This window comes from Massilia cavernae, assembly GCF_003590855.1.
In the GTDB taxonomy this organism is placed as follows: Bacteria; Pseudomonadota; Gammaproteobacteria; order Burkholderiales; family Burkholderiaceae_D; genus Telluria_A; species Telluria_A cavernae.
The window spans coordinates 89,360-107,677 of the sequence record NZ_QYUP01000119.1; the positions used below are offsets into that span (position 1 = coordinate 89,360).

At 63.8% G+C, this 18,318-nt stretch carries 14 protein-coding genes, 1 tRNA gene and 2 pseudogenes; 7 read left to right on the plus strand and 10 right to left on the minus strand.

Annotated elements, in window-relative coordinates; genetic code table 11:
* Window positions 1–25 precede the first annotated feature (25 nt).
* From D3872_RS14220 to D3872_RS14245, 6 genes and pseudogenes are all read left to right on the plus strand, one after another.
* On the plus strand, window positions 26–2,338 hold the full coding sequence (locus D3872_RS14220; RefSeq protein WP_119811390.1) for an NADP-dependent malic enzyme: 2,313 nt from the start codon (window positions 26–28) through the stop codon (window positions 2,336–2,338).
* Between the two features lie 362 nt (window positions 2,339–2,700).
* Window positions 2,701–3,744: a GDP-mannose 4,6-dehydratase gene (gene gmd / locus D3872_RS14225; RefSeq protein WP_119811392.1), complete on the plus strand. Its 1,044-nt coding sequence runs from the start codon at window positions 2,701–2,703 to the stop codon at window positions 3,742–3,744.
* A 1-nt stretch (window position 3,745) separates the two neighbouring features.
* Complete coding sequence (locus D3872_RS14230) at window positions 3,746–4,687, plus strand: NAD-dependent epimerase/dehydratase family protein (protein ID WP_119811393.1); 942 nt, start codon at window positions 3,746–3,748, stop codon at window positions 4,685–4,687.
* Between the two features lie 29 nt (window positions 4,688–4,716).
* A pseudogene (locus D3872_RS14235) lies at window positions 4,717–5,574 on the plus strand (glycosyltransferase family 4 protein); the annotation flags it as partial.
* 243 nt (window positions 5,575–5,817) lie between these two features.
* Window positions 5,818–6,960 carry a glycosyltransferase family 4 protein gene (locus D3872_RS14240; protein ID WP_119811394.1) on the plus strand — a complete coding sequence of 381 codons (1,143 nt, stop codon included), beginning with the start codon at window positions 5,818–5,820 and terminating at the stop codon, window positions 6,958–6,960.
* Between the two features lie 94 nt (window positions 6,961–7,054).
* Window positions 7,055–7,576 (plus strand): hypothetical protein, encoded by a 522-nt coding sequence (locus D3872_RS14245; RefSeq protein ID WP_119811396.1) that lies wholly within the window; start codon window positions 7,055–7,057, stop codon window positions 7,574–7,576.
* Between the two features lie 78 nt (window positions 7,577–7,654).
* Here the strand turns inward: D3872_RS14245 and D3872_RS27050 are convergent.
* Both D3872_RS27050 and D3872_RS14255 read right to left on the minus strand, forming a co-directional pair.
* A pseudogene (locus D3872_RS27050) lies at window positions 7,655–8,096 on the minus strand (response regulator); the annotation flags it as partial.
* 5 nt (window positions 8,097–8,101) lie between these two features.
* Window positions 8,102–11,023 carry an MHYT domain-containing protein gene (locus tag D3872_RS14255; protein WP_119811397.1) on the minus strand — a complete coding sequence of 974 codons (2,922 nt, stop codon included), beginning with the start codon at window positions 11,021–11,023 and terminating at the stop codon, window positions 8,102–8,104.
* Window positions 11,024–11,262: 239 nt separating this feature from the next.
* Between D3872_RS14255 and D3872_RS14260 the strand changes: the two genes are divergently transcribed.
* Entirely contained in the window at window positions 11,263–12,015 is a 753-nt protein-coding gene (locus D3872_RS14260; protein ID WP_119811399.1) for a substrate-binding periplasmic protein, read from the plus strand.
* Window positions 12,016–12,142: 127 nt separating this feature from the next.
* Here the strand turns inward: D3872_RS14260 and D3872_RS14265 are convergent, their stop codons facing one another.
* From D3872_RS14265 to D3872_RS27500, 8 genes are all read right to left on the minus strand, one after another.
* Window positions 12,143–12,556: a hypothetical protein gene (locus D3872_RS14265; RefSeq protein ID WP_119811400.1), complete on the minus strand. Its 414-nt coding sequence runs from the start codon at window positions 12,554–12,556 to the stop codon at window positions 12,143–12,145.
* A 210-nt stretch (window positions 12,557–12,766) separates the two neighbouring features.
* Window positions 12,767–12,851: transfer RNA gene (locus tag D3872_RS14270), tRNA-Leu, on the minus strand.
* 83 nt (window positions 12,852–12,934) lie between these two features.
* The gene (locus tag D3872_RS14275; protein WP_119811402.1) at window positions 12,935–14,659 is read right to left on the minus strand and encodes an ArnT family glycosyltransferase; all 1,725 of its coding nucleotides are present in this window, start codon (window positions 14,657–14,659) and stop codon (window positions 12,935–12,937) included.
* A 105-nt stretch (window positions 14,660–14,764) separates the two neighbouring features.
* Window positions 14,765–15,034 (minus strand): type B 50S ribosomal protein L31, encoded by a 270-nt coding sequence (locus D3872_RS14280; RefSeq protein ID WP_119811403.1) that lies wholly within the window; start codon window positions 15,032–15,034, stop codon window positions 14,765–14,767.
* A gap of 137 nt (window positions 15,035–15,171) precedes the next feature.
* Window positions 15,172–15,468, minus strand: coding sequence for a hypothetical protein (locus D3872_RS14285; RefSeq protein WP_147373884.1), 297 nt, complete (start codon window positions 15,466–15,468; stop codon window positions 15,172–15,174).
* A gap of 77 nt (window positions 15,469–15,545) precedes the next feature.
* Window positions 15,546–16,808, minus strand: coding sequence for a transcription termination factor Rho (gene rho, locus D3872_RS14290; protein WP_119811407.1), 1,263 nt, complete (start codon window positions 16,806–16,808; stop codon window positions 15,546–15,548).
* A 149-nt stretch (window positions 16,809–16,957) separates the two neighbouring features.
* Window positions 16,958–17,284, minus strand: a complete 327-nt coding sequence (trxA, locus tag D3872_RS14295; protein WP_119811409.1) for a thioredoxin TrxA — start codon at window positions 17,282–17,284, stop codon at window positions 16,958–16,960.
* Between the two features lie 378 nt (window positions 17,285–17,662).
* On the minus strand, window positions 17,663–17,950 hold the full coding sequence (locus tag D3872_RS27500) for a transposase family protein (protein ID WP_147373885.1): 288 nt from the start codon (window positions 17,948–17,950) through the stop codon (window positions 17,663–17,665).
* Between the last annotated feature and the right edge of the window lie 368 nt (window positions 17,951–18,318).

Here is an 18,318-nt window from a genome sequence, read left to right on the forward strand (position 1 = left end):
GTCAGCATTAGGAAGGCCGCAACAGATGGATTCGTCATCGGACAAGAAAGAAGAACTGCGCCAGCAACTGCGCCTCGCGGCGCTCGAATATCACGAGATTCCGCGCCCCGGCAAAATCAGCGTCACCCCCACCAAACAGCTCACCAACCAGCGCGACCTGGCGCTGGCCTATTCGCCGGGCGTGGCCGCTCCGTGCGAGGAAATCGTCAAGGATCCCGCCAACGCCTTCAAGTACACGGCGCGCGGCAACCTGGTAGCGGTGATCACCAATGGCACCGCGGTCCTCGGCCTGGGGAACATCGGCGCGCTGGCGTCGAAGCCCGTCATGGAAGGCAAGGGCGTCCTGTTCAAGAAATTCGCCGCGGTCGACGTGTTCGACATCGAAATCAACGAATCCGACCCGGACAAGCTGGTCGACATCATCGCTTCGCTGGAGCCGACCTTCGGCGGCATCAACCTTGAAGACATCAAGGCGCCGGAGTGCTTCTACATCGAGCGCAAGCTGCGCGAGCGGATGAACATCCCGGTCTTCCACGACGACCAGCACGGTACTGCGATCATCGTCGGCGCGGCCATCCTGAACGGCATCAAGGTCGTCGGCAAGAACCTCAAGGACTGCAAGATGGTCGTCTCGGGCGCGGGCGCTGCGGCGCTGGCCTGCCTCGACCTGATCGTCGACCTGGGTTTCCCGATCGGGAACATCACCGTCACCGACCTGGCCGGCGTGGTCTACAAGGGCCGCACCGAGCTGATGGACCCGGACAAGGAACGCTTCGCGCAGGACACCACGGTGCGTACCCTGGCTGAAGCCATCCCTGGCGCCGACATCTTCCTCGGCCTGTCCGCGGGCGGCGTGCTGAAGCCGGAAATGGTCGCCAAGATGGCGCCAAACCCGCTGATCCTGGCGCTGGCCAACCCGACCCCGGAGATCCTGCCGGAGGAAGTGCGCGCGGTGCGCAGCGACGCGGTGATCGCGACCGGACGTTCGGATTATCCGAACCAGGTCAACAACGTGCTGTGCTTCCCTTATATCTTCCGCGGCGCCCTCGATTGCGGCGCGACCACCATCACGCGCGAAATGGAAATCGCGGTGGTGCACGCGATCGCCGACCTGGCGCATGCCGAGCAGTCGGACGTCGTGGCGACCACCTACGGCATCAAGAACCTGTCGTTCGGTCCGGAATACCTGATCCCGATGCCGTTCGACCCGCGCCTGCTGATGCAGATCGCGCCGGCGGTGGCCAGGGCCGCCCACGAATCGGGCGTGGCGACGCGACCGATCGCCGACCTGCAGGCATACGCGGACAGCCTGCAGCAGTTCGTGTACCGCAGCGGCACTTTCATGAAGCCGCTGTTCGCGACCGCCAAGGCGGCGCCGCCTGAACTCAAGCGCATCGTCTACGCCGAGGGCGAAGACGAACGCGTGCTGCGGGCGGTGCAGATCGTCGTCGACGAGCGCCTGGCGCGGCCGATCCTGGTGGGCCGTCCGTCGGTGCTGGAAAAGCGCATCGAGCGCTTCGGCCTGCGCCTGAAACTGGGCGAGAACTTCGACATCATCAACCCGGACCACGACGACCGCTACCGCGACTATTGGCAGACTTACCACGAGATGGGGTGCCGCAAGGGGGTGACCGAGGAGTGGGCCAAGCTGGAAATGCGCCGCCGCCACACCCTGATCGGGGCGATGATGATCCACAAGGGCCACGCCGACGGCATGATCTGCGGTACCTTCGGCACCACCGCGCTGCACCTGCACTACATCGACCAGGTGCTGGGCAAGCGCGCCGGCGCCAATGTTTACGCGGCGATGAACTTCCTGATCCTGCCGGAACGCCAGCTGGCGATGACCGACACCCACGTCAACGAGAACCCGAGCGCCGAGCAGCTGGCCGAGATCACTATCCTGGCCGCTGAGGAAATGTGCCGCTTCGGCCTGAGCCCGCGCGCGGCGCTGCTGTCGCATTCGAACTTCGGTTCGTCCAACAGCGAGTCGGCCAGGAAGATGCGCGAGGTGCTGGCACTGGTGCAGCAGCGGGCGCCATGGCTGGAAGTCGACGGCGAAATGCACGGCGACGCGGCGCTCGATTCCAAGCTGCGCATGAAGCAGATGCCGCAGTCCACCCTGAAGGGCGATGCCAACCTGCTGGTGATGCCGAACATCGATGCCGCCAACATCTCGTACAACCTGCTCAAGACCGCGGCCGGCAACGGTATCGCGATCGGGCCGGTCCTGATGGGCTGCGCCAAGCCGGTGCACATCCTGACGCCGTCGGCCACCGTGCGCCGCATCGTCAACATGACCGCGCTGTGCGTGGTCGACGCCGTAGCGCAACGCTAGGCGCCACCGGCCGGACTCCATGGAGTCCGGCCGGTTTTCCAGCCGCGTCCGCGGCGGCTGTCTTTACTGCCTTCCAAGAACTAAATCCCGAGCATTGCCATGCGGCAATGTCTCGACAGGCAGTCATAGATTCACATCAAAACGACAGATTCTTACACTTCCCTACACCGGTAACAAACCGTAAAGCTGCGACGCGAACTGAGCATTTAGGAGCATAATGCTGAATTCGAGTTATTATGTATTTTGCACGTTTTCCCCTACTGTAACGACCCGCATCGTGGCCTCTGTTACAATGCCGGGCTGTAAAAACGCTCGTTGCCCAGCCTTTCGCAACGGCCAGGAACAAGTCACCTACCGAAAATATGAAAACAGCAAAGAAAGCCCTCATTACCGGCATTACCGGTCAGGACGGAGCCTATCTCGCCCAGCTCCTGCTCGAGAAGGGCTACCAGGTCACCGGTACCTACCGCCGCTCCAGCTCGGTGAATTTTTGGAGGATTGAGGAACTCGGCATCGAGGCTCATCCGAACCTGAACCTGGTCGAGTACGACCTGACCGACCAGTCTTCTGCCATCCGCCTGATCCGTTCCTGCGAGCCGGACGAGGTGTACAACCTGGCCGCCCAAAGCTTTGTCGGCGTTTCGTTCGAGCAGCCTGTCGCCACCGCCAGCATCACCGGCCTGGGCGCGGTGCACCTGCTGGAAGCGATCCGCATCATCAACCCGAAAATCCGCTTCTACCAGGCGTCGACCTCCGAGATGTTCGGCAAGGTGCAGGCGATCCCGCAAGTCGAGGACACGCCTTTCTATCCGCGCAGCCCGTACGGCGTGGCCAAGCTGTATGCACACTGGATGACGGTTAACTACCGCGAGTCGTACGGCATCTTCGGCTCCAGCGGCATCCTGTTCAACCACGAGTCGCCGCTGCGCGGCCGCGAATTCGTCACCCGCAAGATCACCGACTCGGTCGCCAAGATCGTGCGCAACAAGCTCGACGTGCTTGAACTGGGCAACCTCGACGCCAAGCGCGACTGGGGTTATGCGCGCGAATACGTCGACGGCATGTGGCGCATGCTGCAGGCCGACACGCCGGACACCTTCGTGCTCGCCACCAACCGCACCGAAACCGTGCGCGACTTCGTCACCATGGCATTCAAGGCGGCCGGCATCGCCGTCGAGTTCAAGGGCGAGGGCGAAAAGGAAACCGGCCATTGCTCGCGTACCGGCAAGCTGCTGGTGCGTATCAGCCCGAAGTTCTATCGTCCCGCCGAAGTCGAGCTGCTGATCGGCGACGCCTCCAAGGCCAAGCGCGAGCTTGGCTGGGCGCCCGAAACGACGCTCGAGCAGCTGTGCCAGATGATGGTCGAAGCCGACATGCGCCGCAACGAGCTGGGTTTCTCGTTCTGACATGAACGGCAAGGCCACGGAAACATTCTCCACTCGCGCGCTTGAAGGCGAGGGAGTGGGGAAGCGCGCGCTGGTCACCGGCCTGCACGGTTTCACTGGCTATTACGTGGCGCGGGAACTAACGAGAGCCGGCTACCGCGTGTTCGGCACCGTCATGCCGGGCGCCGAGACCGGCCCCGATATCTTCACCGTCGACCTGTGCGACCGCGAGTCGGTGATCCGCGCGGTCGAGGAAGTGCAGCCCGACGTGGTGGTGCACCTGGCCGGCATCGCCTTCGTGGCGCATTCCAACGCCGACCTGATTTACCGCGTCAATATCGTCGGCACCCGCAACCTGCTCGAAGCGCTGGCCGGCGCGCGCCACCAGGCGTCGAGCGTGCTGCTGGCGTCGTCGGCCAATATCTACGGCCATGTCGACCTGCCCGTCATCGACGAGAGCATCGCGCCGGCGCCGTTCAACGACTACGGTGTGAGCAAGCTGGCGATGGAGCACATGGCGCAGCTGTGGTCCGACAAGCTGCCGATCATCATCGTGCGTCCTTTCAACTACACCGGCGTCGGCCAGGACATCAACTTCCTGTTGCCGAAGATCGTGTCGCACTTCCGCGCCGGCGCGCGCGAGATCGAACTGGGCAACCTGGACGTGGCGCGCGACTTCTCCGACGTGCGCATGGTGGCGCGCGCCTACCGCCGCCTGCTGGCGCTGTCGCCGCCGGGGCAGATCTACAACGTCTGCTCGGGTCGCGCCGACTCGCTGGCCGGCATCATCGACACCATGTCCGCCATCGCCGGCTACAGCATCGACGTGCGCGTCAATCCCGCCTTCGTGCGACCGCGCGAAGTGCAGGTCATGGTCGGCAGCAACCGCAAGCTGGCCGGCATCATCGGCGAGCTGGAACCGACGCCGCTGGCCGACACGCTGCGCTGGATGTACCAGGCGTGAGCGTACTGACTGTCGGCCTGGGGACGACGATGATCGAACCGGGGCTGACTGGCGGAAGGCTGGATGGCATAGGCGTCTACACCGACGCCCTGCTGCGCCACCTGCCGGACACGGGCTGCGAGGTGAAGCCGTATTCGTGGCCGCGCATGCGCGGCGCCGGCGGCATCAGCATCGGCCAGCCGATGCCGCAGTCGTTTCCTGCTGCGTCCCTGGTCGACCTGCTGACCCCCGCGCTGCACCGCGTCCATATGCCGGCCGATATCTTCCACGTGACCGACTACCGCGTGGTGCGCATGGACTGCCCGGTGGTGGCCACGCTGCACGATGCGCTTCCGATCAAGTATCCCGAGTGGTGCAGCCCCAAATTCAGGCGCGCCAAGAACTGGCTGCACGTGAAGGCGGCGCGGAAGGCCGACCATGTGATCGCCGTGTCGCAGTTTGCCGTGGCCGAGCTGGTCGAGTGTTTCGGCGTCGATCCGCGCCGCATCAGCGTGGTGCCTAACGGCGTCGACGACACATGGCTGGAGCAACCCGCGCCGGAGGCGGTGGCGGCGACGCTGCGCGAACACGGCTTGCGCCCCGGCTACTTCCTGTTTGTCGGCACCTTGCAGCCGCGCAAGAACGTCGAGCGCCTGCTGGAAGCGTACCTGGCGCTGCCGGCGCCGGTGCGCGCCGAGCGCCAGCTGGTCATCGTCGGCAATGCCGGCTGGCGCTGCGATGCGCTATTGAGGCAGATCGACGCCGCCGTTGCCGCCGGCGAAAACGTGGTCTGGCTCAGCAGCCTGACGCGCGCCGCGGCCTTGCGCGAAGTGTATGCTGGCGCGGGTGTATTTGTATTTCCGTCGCTGTACGAAGGCTTCGGCATACCAGTGGTCGAGGCCTTTGCCGCCGGCGTACCGGTGGTCGCGTCGAATACCAGTTCGCTGCCCGAGGTAACGCAGGGCGCGGCGGTCGACGTGGACCCGGCAGCACCGGCGAGATCGCCGATGCGATGCTGGCGCTGGTGCGCGACGACGCCCTGCGCGCGCGCTGCATCGAAGCAGGCCGCCGCCGGGCCTTACAACTTACCTGGCGCCACACCGCGCGGCTTACCGCCGCCGTGTACCGCGCCGTTTTATCGAATTGAAGCTATGCGCGTCCTACATTTCTACAAGACTTACTATCCCGACTCGGTCGGCGGCATCGAGCAGGTGATCCGCCAGATGTGCGTGGGCACCGGCCGCCTCGGCGTGACCAATGAAGTGCTGACGCTCACGCGCGCGCACGACAAGTTCGACTTCGAATTCGAGGGCCATCGCGTGCGCCGCGTGCCGCTCGACTTCGAGATCGCCTCCAACGCCTTCTCGATGGCCGCCATCGGCGAACTGGCGCGCATGGCCGAGGAGGCCGACGTGGTGCACTACCACTTCCCGTGGCCGTTCATGGACCTGGCCCACTTCATCGCGCGCATCCGCAAGCCGACCGTGGTGACCTACCACTCCGACATCGTGCGCCAGAAGCACCTGCTGCGCCTTTACCAGCCGCTCAAGCACCGCTTCCTGCAAAGCGTCGACACCATCGTCGCGACCTCGCCCAACTACATGGCCTCGTCGCAGGTGCTGGAACGCTACAAGGAAAAGGCCCGGGTGATCACCTATGGCCTGGACAAGAGCATCTATCCGGCCGCCGACCAGGCGCTGATGGACAAGTGGCGCGCACGCCTCGGCGAACGCTTCTTCCTGTTCATCGGCGTGCTGCGCTACTACAAGGGCCTGCACATCCTGCTCGACGCGATGGCCAAGCTCGACTACCCGGTGGTGATCGTCGGCGCCGGCCCGATCGAAATGGAACTGAAGGAGCACGCCGAGCGCCTCGGCCTGAAGAACGTGGTGTTCCTGGGCGCGCTGGGCGAGGACGACAAGGTGGCGCTGCTGACGCTGAGCTATGCGGTGGCCTTCCCATCGCACCTGCGTTCGGAAGCCTTCGGCATCTCGCTGCTGGAAGGGGCGATGTACGGCAAGCCGATGATCTCGAGCGAGATCGGCACGGGCACCACCTACATCAACGTCGACGGCGATACCGGCCTGGTGGTTCCGCCAAGCGACCCGCAGGCACTGGGCAATGCGATGCGCACGCTGTGGGAAAACCCGGACATGGCGGCGGCCATGGGCAAGCGCGCCGAGGCGCGCTACCACGAACTGTTTACCTCGAGCCAGATGGCAAGCAGCTACACCGCGCTGTACCACGAACTGGTGGCGCGCCACGTCGGCCTGCCGCAGGCGGCGCAGGCGTAGGCATGTCCCGCCAAATCTCACCGCCCTGGCTGGTTTCCGGCTGGTGGATCGATGCTATAGTGGCAATCTTTTCCTTGAATGGACAGGACATGCCATGCATACACTATCGATCCGCCTGATGTATCTGAGGAGCCGCGAGGCCCTGGCGGCGATTCTCCTTCCGGCCGTCATCGTCTGGACATGGTGGGACAGGGGCGGCGACGTCGCCTGGATCCTGCGCATCGCGGCACTGGCCTTGTTGGCCTATATCCTGGTGCAGGGCACCCTGTACTGGCATCGCAAGCTGCGTTCGCTCGAGGACCAGAAGCCGCTCCCTCCGTATTTCCACGCGGTGTTCCGCGGATTCAAATGGTCGAACCTGGTCGCAATCGCGGCCATACTGATTACACTGCTTTCGACCGATCGGACTTCCTTGTCGGAAGCCGATCTCGGGTGGACCCTGGGGCTGCTCGCGGGCGCCGTGCTGGAACATATCAACTATTACCATTACCAACTGATGTACGATACGCGCGCGTCCTTCGGCCACCTGCTGCGCAACGGCCGGCTGCGCAAGGCGGCGCTTGGAATAGATCTGGCCCGGACCGGTTCAAAAGCCGCACGCACGGCCGCGGCGTAGCGGCCGCACCTGGAAGGTGATGCAGACCCACGCCGCGATCGGCGCCGAGATCATCGGCGAGCATGGCGGCGGCATGCCCTTGTATTCGGCCGCCAGGCCAAGCCGCTGCACGATCGCCAGCCGGGTCGCCTTCAGCTCCTCCATGCGCACCAGCGACAGGTGGGTGCGCACCCGCGCGCGCACCACCGGCGGGCTGACCGGCTTGGTGATGTAGTCGACCCCGCCCGCGTTGAAGCCTTCGACCTCGTCGTCGGATTCGGACAGCGCGGTCACGAACAGCACCGGGATCGCCGCGGTGGCGGGATCGGCCTTCAGCGCGGCGCACACTTCGTAGCCGCTCATTCCCAGCATCATCACGTCAAGCAGAATCAGTCCCGGCTGCTCCTGCCGCGCCAGTTCCAGCGCGCGCGCCGTCCTTGGCGAACAGCATGCGGTACTCGTCCTGCAAAATCTGGCGCAACAGATGGAGGTTGCTGGCCTCGTCGTCGACCGCCAGGATCAACGGGCGTTGCGTGCTCATGTTCATCAGCGTGCTTCCTCTTGTCTTGCGTCGTCCAGCCCTGCCAGCGCCTCGCGCAGCTGCTTCCGGGCCAGTTCAAAATCGAAATCGGCGAGCGCCGCCTGCAGCCGGGCGACGCCGGTGGCGGCCGGATGGCCCCGCAATGCGCCCTCCAGGCCGGACAGCGCGTCGTCGTCGAGCGCACCACGGCGCAGCGCCTGCATCAGCTGTTCGCCCTCGCGCCGCGCGCGTTCAAGGTCGGCGGCACTGGCACGCCCCGCCGCTGCCGCAGCCGCGCCGGTGCGGCCCGGGCGGATCGCGTCCAGCGCCGCGCCGGTGGCTTCGACCGCCTGCGCCAGCGTCGACGCCGTGGCGCCGCCGTCGGCGCCCGCTTCCTCCTCCAGCTGCGCCAGCACCGCTGCCAGCCGTACCAGCCCGAGGTTGGCCGCGGTGCCGCGCGCCCTGTGCGTCAGCATCCGCAGCGCATTCCACTCCGTGCCGGCGGCATGGGCCTGCAGCGTTGCCGCCAGCTGCGCATGCTCGTTCCGGAACTGGCCGAGCGCGCCGCTGTAGGCGTCGCTATTGCCGCCCCAGCGGCGCAAGCCCGTCTCGCGGTCGAACACCTGCAGTTTCAGCGCCGCTGAGTCACGCTCGAAGGCGGCCGCGCCGAGGCCAAGCACGCGCGCGGCCTCCAGCGGCAGCAGCACGTGGAAGGTGCTGCCTTCGCCCTCGACGCTCTCGGCCCAGATCCGGCCCTTCATCAACTCCACCAGCTGCTTGCTGATGGTGGTGCCAAGGCCGATGCCGCCGAAGCGGCGCGTCATCGAGGCGTCGGCCTGGATGAACGGGTCGAACACCGCTTTCATGCGCTCGGGCGCGATCCCGATGCCGGTGTCGCGCACTTCGATGTGCAGCTGGTCGCAGACGGCGCCGGCGCACAGCGTGACGCTGCCGCGCGCGGTGAACTTGATCGCGTTGTCCAGCAGGTTGGTCAGCACCTGGCGGATGCGCAGTTCGTCGCCATGGATGCTGGCCGGCAGGGCGGCATCATAGTGGATATCGACGTGCAGGCCCTTGGCACGTGCCGCGGCGCCCAGCGTCGACGACAGTTCGTCGATCAGCGACAGCAGGTTGAAGTCGTGCAGTTCCAGCTCGACCACGCCTTTTTCCAGCTTGGCGGTGTCGAGGATTTCGTTCAGGAGCCGCAGCAGCGCGCGGCCGGCGCTGCGGATGGTGTCCAGGTTGCTGCGCTGGTCCGGCGCCAGGTCGCCGTCCAGCAGCACGTCGGTGAAGCCGAGGATGGAGTTCATCGGCGTGCGGATTTCGTGGCTCATGTTGGCCACAAAAGTGGCGCGCGCGGCAGCCGCCTGTTCGGCCGCTACCTTGGCCGAGCGCAGCGCTTCCTCCATCTCGCGCCGTTCGCTGATGTCCAGGATCACGCCGTCGAGCCAGGCTAAGGCGCCGGTCTCGTCGCGCACGCAGGTGCCGTTTTCCCACAGCCAGCGGATGCTGCCGTCGGCGTGCAGCAAACGGTACTCGACCAGGTAGGGCCGGTCGTCGCGCAGCGCGGCCTGTACCTCCTCCCACACGCGCGCGCGGTCGGCGGCGTGGATCAGCGAACCGAAGGTGCGGCGCGGCGGCGTTCCCAGGAAGTCTTCGGGCGCATAGCCGGTAACGCGTTCGGCGGCGTCGCTGATGAACAGCATCGGGTATTCGCCATCGAGCAGGCTGTGGTAGGAAATGCCGGGGATGTTGCCGATCAGGGAGCGGAACTGCTGCTCGCTGGCCGACAGCGCCTGCATCATCGCGCGACGCTCGGTGATGTCGGTGACGAAGCAGATGAACAGGTCGTCCTTGCCCATCTTTGCATGGCCAAGCGAGCAGCGGATCGGCACCGGGCTGCCGTCCTTGCGTACCGCCATGACTTCGGCGCCGGTGGGAGCGGCGCCGCCGCTGCCGCCATTCAGGTAGCCAAGCAGGCCGGCGCCTTCCGGCACTTCGTTATCGGGAACCAGCAGGCGCACATGGCGGCCCGCGATCTCGTCGCGGCGCCAGCCGAAGATCTTCTCGGCCGACGCGTTGAATTCCTCCACCCGGCCGTCGCGGTCGACCGTGATCACGCCGTCGACGGCAGTGGCAAGCATGGCGCGCATCCATTCCTGGCTGGCCGACAGCTCCAGGAACAGCCGGCGGTAGCGCAGCAGGCCGTTCGCCGCCAGCACGAAGATGGTGAAGGCGACCGTGATCAGCGAAATCGCCACGGCCAGGAAGCCGCTGTTGGACGATCCCGCGGCGCCCGGCGCCACGGTACCGACGAAACGCGCGGCCGCCATCCCGGTGTAGTGCATGCCGGCGATCGCGCAGCCCATCACCACCGCGGGTGCCAGCAGCAGGGTGGGTTCGTTCAGGCGGCAGAAGCCGGACAGGCCGAAGCGCACCCACAGCGCCAGCGTGGCCAGCACCACGGCCACCACGATCGACAGGCCGAACATCAGCGGATCGTAGCGCAGCTCCAGCCCCATGCGCATGCCTGCCATGCCCGAATAGTGCATGGCGCCGATGCCGGCGCCCACCAGCACGCCGCCGGCCAGCAGTGTCCATGGCCCGATTCGTTCGCGCGCGATCAGCGACAGCGCGACGAGCGAGGCGCCGATGCTGGGCAACGCGGAGCCGATGGTGGTCATCGGGTCGTATTCGACCCGCGTGCACAGGTTAAACGCGAGCATGCCGACGAAGTGCATCGCCCACACCCCGGCGCCGAGCGCCAGGCTGCCGGTGGCGAGGACGATCGCCCGCTGGGCGGGGTTGGCGCTGGCCTGGCCGGCGATCTGCAATCCCATCCAGGACGCGAAGATCGCCACCATGAAGGACAGCACGACGAGTTTCGGGTCGTATTGTCCGTAGCTGAGCAGCGTCGGGTCGGCGGGAACGGTAAAAAGGGAGAGCATCGGGGGGCGCGCTGGGCAAGCGGGCGGCGTAAGGGATTAGCCGAAAGTATGGCACTTTCCATATGGAAAGTAATGTTTCAATCGCTCGATGGAGCAGGAAATGCTGGGAGTGTCGCATGCGCGCCACCGATCCCGCCGCGCCCGAGAACGTTGTCAGGATGCATTTCCGTAGTCCTCACTAAGCTGCTATCCTTGTTCTAACGTGGCGCGTTCGTAGCCGTGTAACAATCAGGCGTGCAATGCCATATAACCAACTTACTATCGCAATATTTTCAGCGCTGCTTGCGGGAAGCTGCGCGGCGGCGCCCACGCTGTACATCACCACCGAGCATTCGCCGCCGGCGAGCATGGTCGAAGGCGGGGTAGTGGTCGGGCACGGCACAGAGAAGGTGCGCGAGATCATGGCCCGCAGCGGCATCTCGTACTCCATCGAACTGCTGCCGTGGATGCGCGCCTACACCTCGGCGCTGCAGCGCCGCAATGGCTGCGTGTATTCGACCACCCGTACTGAAGAACGCGAGAAACTGTTCAAGTGGGTGGGGCCGACCAACACGGGGGAATGGGTACTCATGGGGCGGTCCGACCGCAAATTCGAGCTGAAAACGCTGGACGACGCGCGCGGCCTGCGCATCGGCACCTACCACGGCGACGCCCGCGAGGAGTACCTGCGTTCGCGCGGCTTCAAGGTCGACTCCGCCCAGAACGACCTGATCAATCCTCGCAAGCTCATGCTCAACCGCATCGACCTGTGGGCGGCAAGCCTGCGGAGCGGCAGCGCGGTGCTGGCGCAAAACGGCTGGACCGGCCAGATCGTGCCTGTGCTCACCTTCGCCAAGGTCCAGGTCTACCTTGCCTGCAATCCGGCGGTTCCCGATGCGCTGGTGGCGCGCATGAACGCGGCGCTCGAATCCATGGAGCGCGACGGCACCGCGCGCCGCATCGAGCGCAAGTACGACCAGGCACCACCACAGACAAAAGCGCCGGCCGACTGAGCGCAGCTTTCCAGGGAGTTCCTGGACACAGTAACGGGCTGGCGCCGCGAGGGCAATAAGGCCGCCTTGCTCGCCGGATTGCAAGCGATCGGCCTGAAGTAATTTCGTTGAGGCCGGCCTGACGGCATCAGCGCTTGGGCGCGCCCAGTTTCCAGCCGATCCACGCCATCGGAATGTAGGCTGCGGCCAGGTCGAGGATCTCGAACCACAGGGGGGCCGGCAGCATCACAACGGCGGCGATGCCACCGGCCAGGAACACCACGCCGATGGTCATCGCCAGCTCGAACTTGCGGGTTGCCGCGATGCGCGCCGCGACTGCCGCGCCGACCAGGGCGCCGAGCCCATGGGCCAGGAACGGGAACAGGAAGTGCTTGGGCTCGAACAGGTGCATCGACGCCTTCAACCCTTCCATCGTGGCGACCTCGGCGCCTGCCGGCGGCGGGATGGCGCTGGCGCTCACATTGATGAGCCCCATGTTGACGATGCTGCCTATGACCAGACCCGCAACGACCGCCAGGAAGTTTCTCACCATTGGATGCATTCCGTTCTCCCATGCCAATGTACTTTGGCTTTTTGTGATTTCCAGAAAACCAGTCAAACGCGATTTGTTTGAATGGCAATTTTCTTGGAGTCTACGCACTGATGTGGTTTGTGTCTACGGGGCAAGGGCGGGAAAATGCAGGCGAAAAAAAACCCGGCTCGCCCATGAAGGGATAAAGCCGGGTTTCTTTCGAAATTCGTTTTGCGTGAATGGTGCCTCGGGCCGGAATCGAACCGGCACGCCTTTCAGCGGCAGATTTTGAGTCTGCTGTGTCTACCAGTTCCACCACCAAGGCCTACACGCAAGCCCCGCATTATAGACCACCAAAGCTGAGAAAACCAATTCTTTTGCAAGCCGGAATGAGCCCGGCCTGCGCGGTCAGTCCAGCCGCTGGTACAGGCGGAAACGCTCGTCGCGGTCGGACGGACGGCGGCCTTCCCACAGCATTTTCCAGTTGCGGCCTTTCGGCGGACGCAGCGCTTCGCGGTCGTCCTTGACTTTGACGCTGTCCTGCAGGAGCAGCAGCTCGCATTTCTCGCGGTCGTGCACGCCTGCGAACGGCAGCTTGCCGAAGTAGGCGAACGAGGCGCGCTGCGGGGCGCCGACGTTGCTGTCGATGCAGTTGCTGCCTTCGGGCATCGCGGCGGCGATCTGCTTCGCCACGCTGGCGTAGCTCTTGCTGTAGTTCAGGTCGGGCAGGAACAGCGTCATCAGCAAGATCCACAGGAGGATCAGGCCCCCGGACGACAGCACCACCGCGCGCCACAGCACCGAGGGGCGGCGCGACACGCGCCAGTACACCAGGAAGAACCAGCCGATGGTGGCGATTGCCGCCACCAGCACCAGCAGCACGTCGAACTCGGGCTTGAATCCGGGCACTTGCTTGAGCGCGTTCTTGGCGAACTGCGCCGGCCAGCCGGTCAGCTTGGCCGCCCAGAACAGCCAGACGATACTGGCGAGCATGGTCAGCACCATCACCGAGAACCAGTCGATGAAGTTGATGGCGCTGCGCTTCATGGTCGGCAACCCGAAGGCGGCCATGATGGCCAGCGGTGGCAGCAGCTTGAGCAGGTCGCCATTTTCCGGCGCCGGATCGCACAGCACCAGCAAGGTCAGCGCGGCCACGAAACTAAGCGGCAGCACGATGTGCAGCAGGTGGTTCTGGCGGCGCCAGGCATAGATGGCCCAGCCGGCGAACGGCAGCGCCGGCCAGAAGAACCAGATGCCGATGCGGACGAAACTCTTGAACGAATTCCAGCTTGGCAGGCCGAGCTGGCTTGCGTTCCATGCGAACCAGCTGCCGACAGGGTTCAGGCCGTAAGGCTGCGCCATGGTGGCGGGAAGCACCCAGATCATCGCGATCGCCAGCGCGGTGATGCAGGCGGCGCCCATGTGGCTCAGCGTGCGCACGCGCGGCAGCTTGAGGAAGCGCGCGCTGAGGAACAGCGTCAGCACCAGCGTCACCGGCGTCAGCCAGCCGCGTGTGAGCACCAGTCCGCCCAGCGCCAGGCCGATCAGGGTGGCGTTGCGGATGCCCGGCGTCTCGACATAGCGCACCGCGCGGTACAGGAAGTAGGCCACCAGCGAACCCTGCAGCGTGACGGCGAGGGTTTCATGGCTGAACAGCAGCAGGCCGAGGCAGCCGAGATAGATCAGGGCGGCGGTGTCGGCCAGCGTGCGGCCGTAGTCGTTCGGTTCGGGCTGGCCGCCGAAGGCCAGCCGCAGCGGCTGCGCTTCGGGACGGCGGCCGAGGTGGAAGGCGGTGTACCAGACCGAGACGGTGCCGGTGATGAAGATGGCGATGGTCGAAATGCGGGCGGCGTTGACGTCGCCCACCAGCCAGCCGAACAGCTTGATGCAGATGGCGCCAAGCCAGAACGCCAGCGGGCCTTCGTCGGCCACCGGCAGGCCGGCGATGTTGGGGGCGAGCCAGTCGGCCAGGCCGCCGTTGGCCATGGTCCACATGATGCCGAAGCTGCCGGCGTCGTCCTTCCACGGGTCGCGGCCGATCAGGCCTGGCAGGATGTACAGGAGTCCCAGTGCGTACAGGGCCCAGCGTGGCAGCGCCAGCGTGGCGGCGGCGGGAAGGCGGACTGGCTTCATCGATAGCGTGTCTTGAATTTTGGTAAGGCGTAGTATCAACGAAAAAAAAGCAGCCGGGGGCTGCTTTTTTTATCGCTGCAACTTCCAGCGGATATCGCGCGGCGATTAGCCTGCTGCGACTTCGGTCTTCGAACCGACTTTGCCGAACTTCTGGCGGAATTTTTCAACGCGGCCGGCGGTGTCGACGATCTTGTGCTTGCCGGTGAAGAATGGGTGCGATTCAGCGGACACCTCGATCTTGACCAGTGGGTATTCCTGGCCTTCGTGGGTGATCTTGTCGCGGGTCTGGATCGTCGAGCGGGTGATGAACTTGAAGTCGCACGACAGGTCGTGGAAAACAACTTCGCGGTAATCTGGATGGATATCGTTCTTCATGTGTATAGCCTCGGTTGGTTTGGTAGCCAAACACCACTTCGTCGGTCACTCTTGCTTCTTGACCCGATTGTTGTTCACTTGCCAGGGGTTAAATACTGCAACCGGCGATTATACAGTGGATTGGTGGGGGAGGGCAATTAGGGCAGCATGACGTGCATGACGAAGCTGAATGCTGCCATGGACAGGCCGAACGTTACCATCGCGGTAATGCATACCGCCATGATCAAGTCGAACTTGTGCTTCGAGCGCAGGTAATCTGTTTCGCTTCGCTCTGTTTCCCGCGCCGCAAGGTCAGCCTTGGTGGCCATCTGTTGAAAAAGGGCGTTAACGCGCAGTTCCAGTGCGGTGAGACGGCGAAGTTCGTCCCTTGCTGTGTCGGACATCATACGGCTCTCCCGGATATTTTTCCAATATGCGCCAGGTTTCGCGATCATGGTTGATCTGCGTCTAACGGGCGTAAACGCAAAACGGACGGCAATGCCGTCCGTCCTTGCGATGCTTTTGGCAGGCCTTAACCGCCGCGGCGCATCATGTCGAAGAATTCCAGGTTGGTCTTCGTCGCACGCATCTTGTCGAGGATGAACTCCATCGCTTCGATCTCGTCCATCGAGTACAGCAGCTTGCGCAGGATCCAGATCTTCTGCAGCTGGTCCGGCTTGATCAAGAGTTCCTCGCGGCGGGTGCCGGACTTGTTCAGGTTGATCGCAGGGTAGACGCGCTTCTCGGCCAGGCGGCGCTCGAGATGCACTTCCATGTTGCCGGTACCCTTGAATTCTTCGTAGATCACGTCATCCATGCGCGAACCGGTTTCGATCAGCGCGGTCGCGATGATGGTCAGCGAGCCGCCTTCTTCGATATTGCGCGCGGCGCCGAAGAAGCGCTTTGGACGCTGCAGCGCGTTGGCGTCGACACCACCGGTCAGCACCTTGCCCGATGCCGGGATCACGGTGTTGTAGGCGCGCGCCAGGCGGGTGATCGAGTCCAGCAGGATGATCACGTCCTTCTTCATTTCGACCAGGCGCTTGGCCTTTTCCAGCACCATCTCGGCCACTTGCACGTGGCGGGTCGCCGGTTCGTCGAAGGTCGATGCGACCACTTCGCCCCGCACGGAGCGTTGCATCTCGGTCACTTCTTCAGGACGTTCGTCGATCAGCAGCACGATCAGGGTGCAGTCAGGGTGGTTGGCGGTGATTGCGTGCGCGATGTGCTGCAGCAGGACCGACTTGCCGGACTTCGGCGACGCCACCAGCAGGCCGCGCTGGCCCTTGCCGATCGGCGAGATCAGGTCGACGATGCGGCCGGTGATGTTTTCCTGGCCGCTCATGTCGCGCTCGAGGCGCAGCGGCTCGTTCGGGTGCAGCGGCGTCAGGTTCTCGAACAGGATGCGGTGCTTGCTCGCCTCTGGAGATTCGCCGTTGACCTTGTCTACCTTCACCAGCGCGAAGTAGCGTTCGCCGTCCTTCGGGGTGCGCACTTCGCCTTCGATCGAGTCGCCGGTGTGCAGGTTGAAGCGGCGGATCTGGGAGGGCGAGATGTAGATATCGTCGGTCGACGCCATGTAGCTGGCGTCGGGCGAGCGCAGGAAGCCGAAGCCGTCAGGCAGCACTTCGAGGGCGCCGTCGCCAAAAATTTGTTCGCCCGATTTCGCGCGCTTTTTCAGGATCGCGAACATCAGTTCTTGCTTGCGCAGGCGCGCAGCGTTGTCGATATCCAGGCCGATCGCCATCTCAAGGAGGGCTGAGACGTGCATCGCCTTTAGTTCAGATAAGTGCATGTGTTAGTCCCGTGACGGGAAAGTAAAGGTAGGGGAGGGAACTGCGTGGGTTAATCAACCTGGGAAGGACTCAGTCGAGGCTGTTTCGCTTCCCGGCCAGTCTTTGGCGGCAGTGCGGGCGCGCTGCCGCCGTTCAATAATATTACTTATTAGATGTTGCTGTCGATGAAGGACGTCAGCTGGCCCTTGGCCATGGCGCCTACCTTCTGCGCGGCTGCGACGCCGTTCTTGAACAGGATCAGGGTCGGGATGCCGCGGATGCCGAACTTGGCAGGCACTGCCTGGTTGGCGTCGACGTCCATCTTGGCGATCGTGATCTTGCCGTCGTATTCCTTGGCGACTTCTTCGAGGATCGGGCCGATGGCCTTGCATGGACCGCACCACTCGGCCCAGAAGTCGACCAGTACCGGACGGTCGGATTTCAGCACGTCCGCTTCGAAGGATGCATCGCTAATGTGTTTGATATTTTCGCTCATTTTTTCCTCAATCAGAGGTGGGGTAAATTACGCCTGGGGATATGCCGACCCTGCTACAGGTAGGCCGCGGCTTCCGTTTATTCTTGCAACACAATGGTGGTGACTGTGTTGCCAACTTCAATAGGTGGAGGGCGGCAAGAGGGTGTCAGGCGGGGAATTAGACGAAATAATAACCTATTTTCCATAAAGTGTCGTGCGCTTGCAGAAAATCTCCATGGCCGGAGCATCAAGATCGCTGACCGGCTGCAGGCCGAGCAGGTCGAATAGCCGGCGCCATGGAGCCAATCACGTAACGCGCTTCAGTCGTCATTTTTCCGTGCGCCTCGCGGATCGCCTCGATTGCGCGCAATGCTCTTGATGCCGGGCCAGCGCTTGATCTCAGGAATGTAGTCCGGCCGACAATGCCACGCAGCGCTGCTGGCCCAGCACCAGCCCGATCTCGCTTGCGCAGGCACTCACCACATGCAGCGCCCGCTGGCCGCGACAGGCCGATCCTGAACCACGGACTTCATTCGCATCGCCCCAGGCTTCGATGTCATCCCACCCCTCGGCTCCCGCCATGACTGCGCACAGCACGATTACCAGAAAGTCGACCAAGACGTGATCACATACGCGCGGATCGTCAATGCCTCGCAGGCGTTGCACCAAGATCATGCCAGGGTTCATGTCTACTCCCGAGTCAAAATCAAGAGTAAGCACTGTTTCACCTTGTTTGCAGTGCCCTGCAGCAACTCACTGATTGTGAGCGACTTTTAGTGCTCCGGCCCTGGATCGAGCACTGAGTCGATGACGTGATCGAATTATCCGTGCGGGTCGGCGCAGAAAAAGGTCGACCTGATCGCCGATGGCTTTCGACGCGGCCAGGTAGCCATGGCGCGCGAAACTGCTTGCGTCCCATCTCGTTATCATGAATAATAATAAAAAACGAATATTCGTTTTCTAAAAAAATCAGGAGACAAGCTGTGAAACATATGACAGTTCAAGGAGCAGCCGGAGCGCTGTATTGCAGTTCGGCAGGGCGCCGCGGAGGTTCG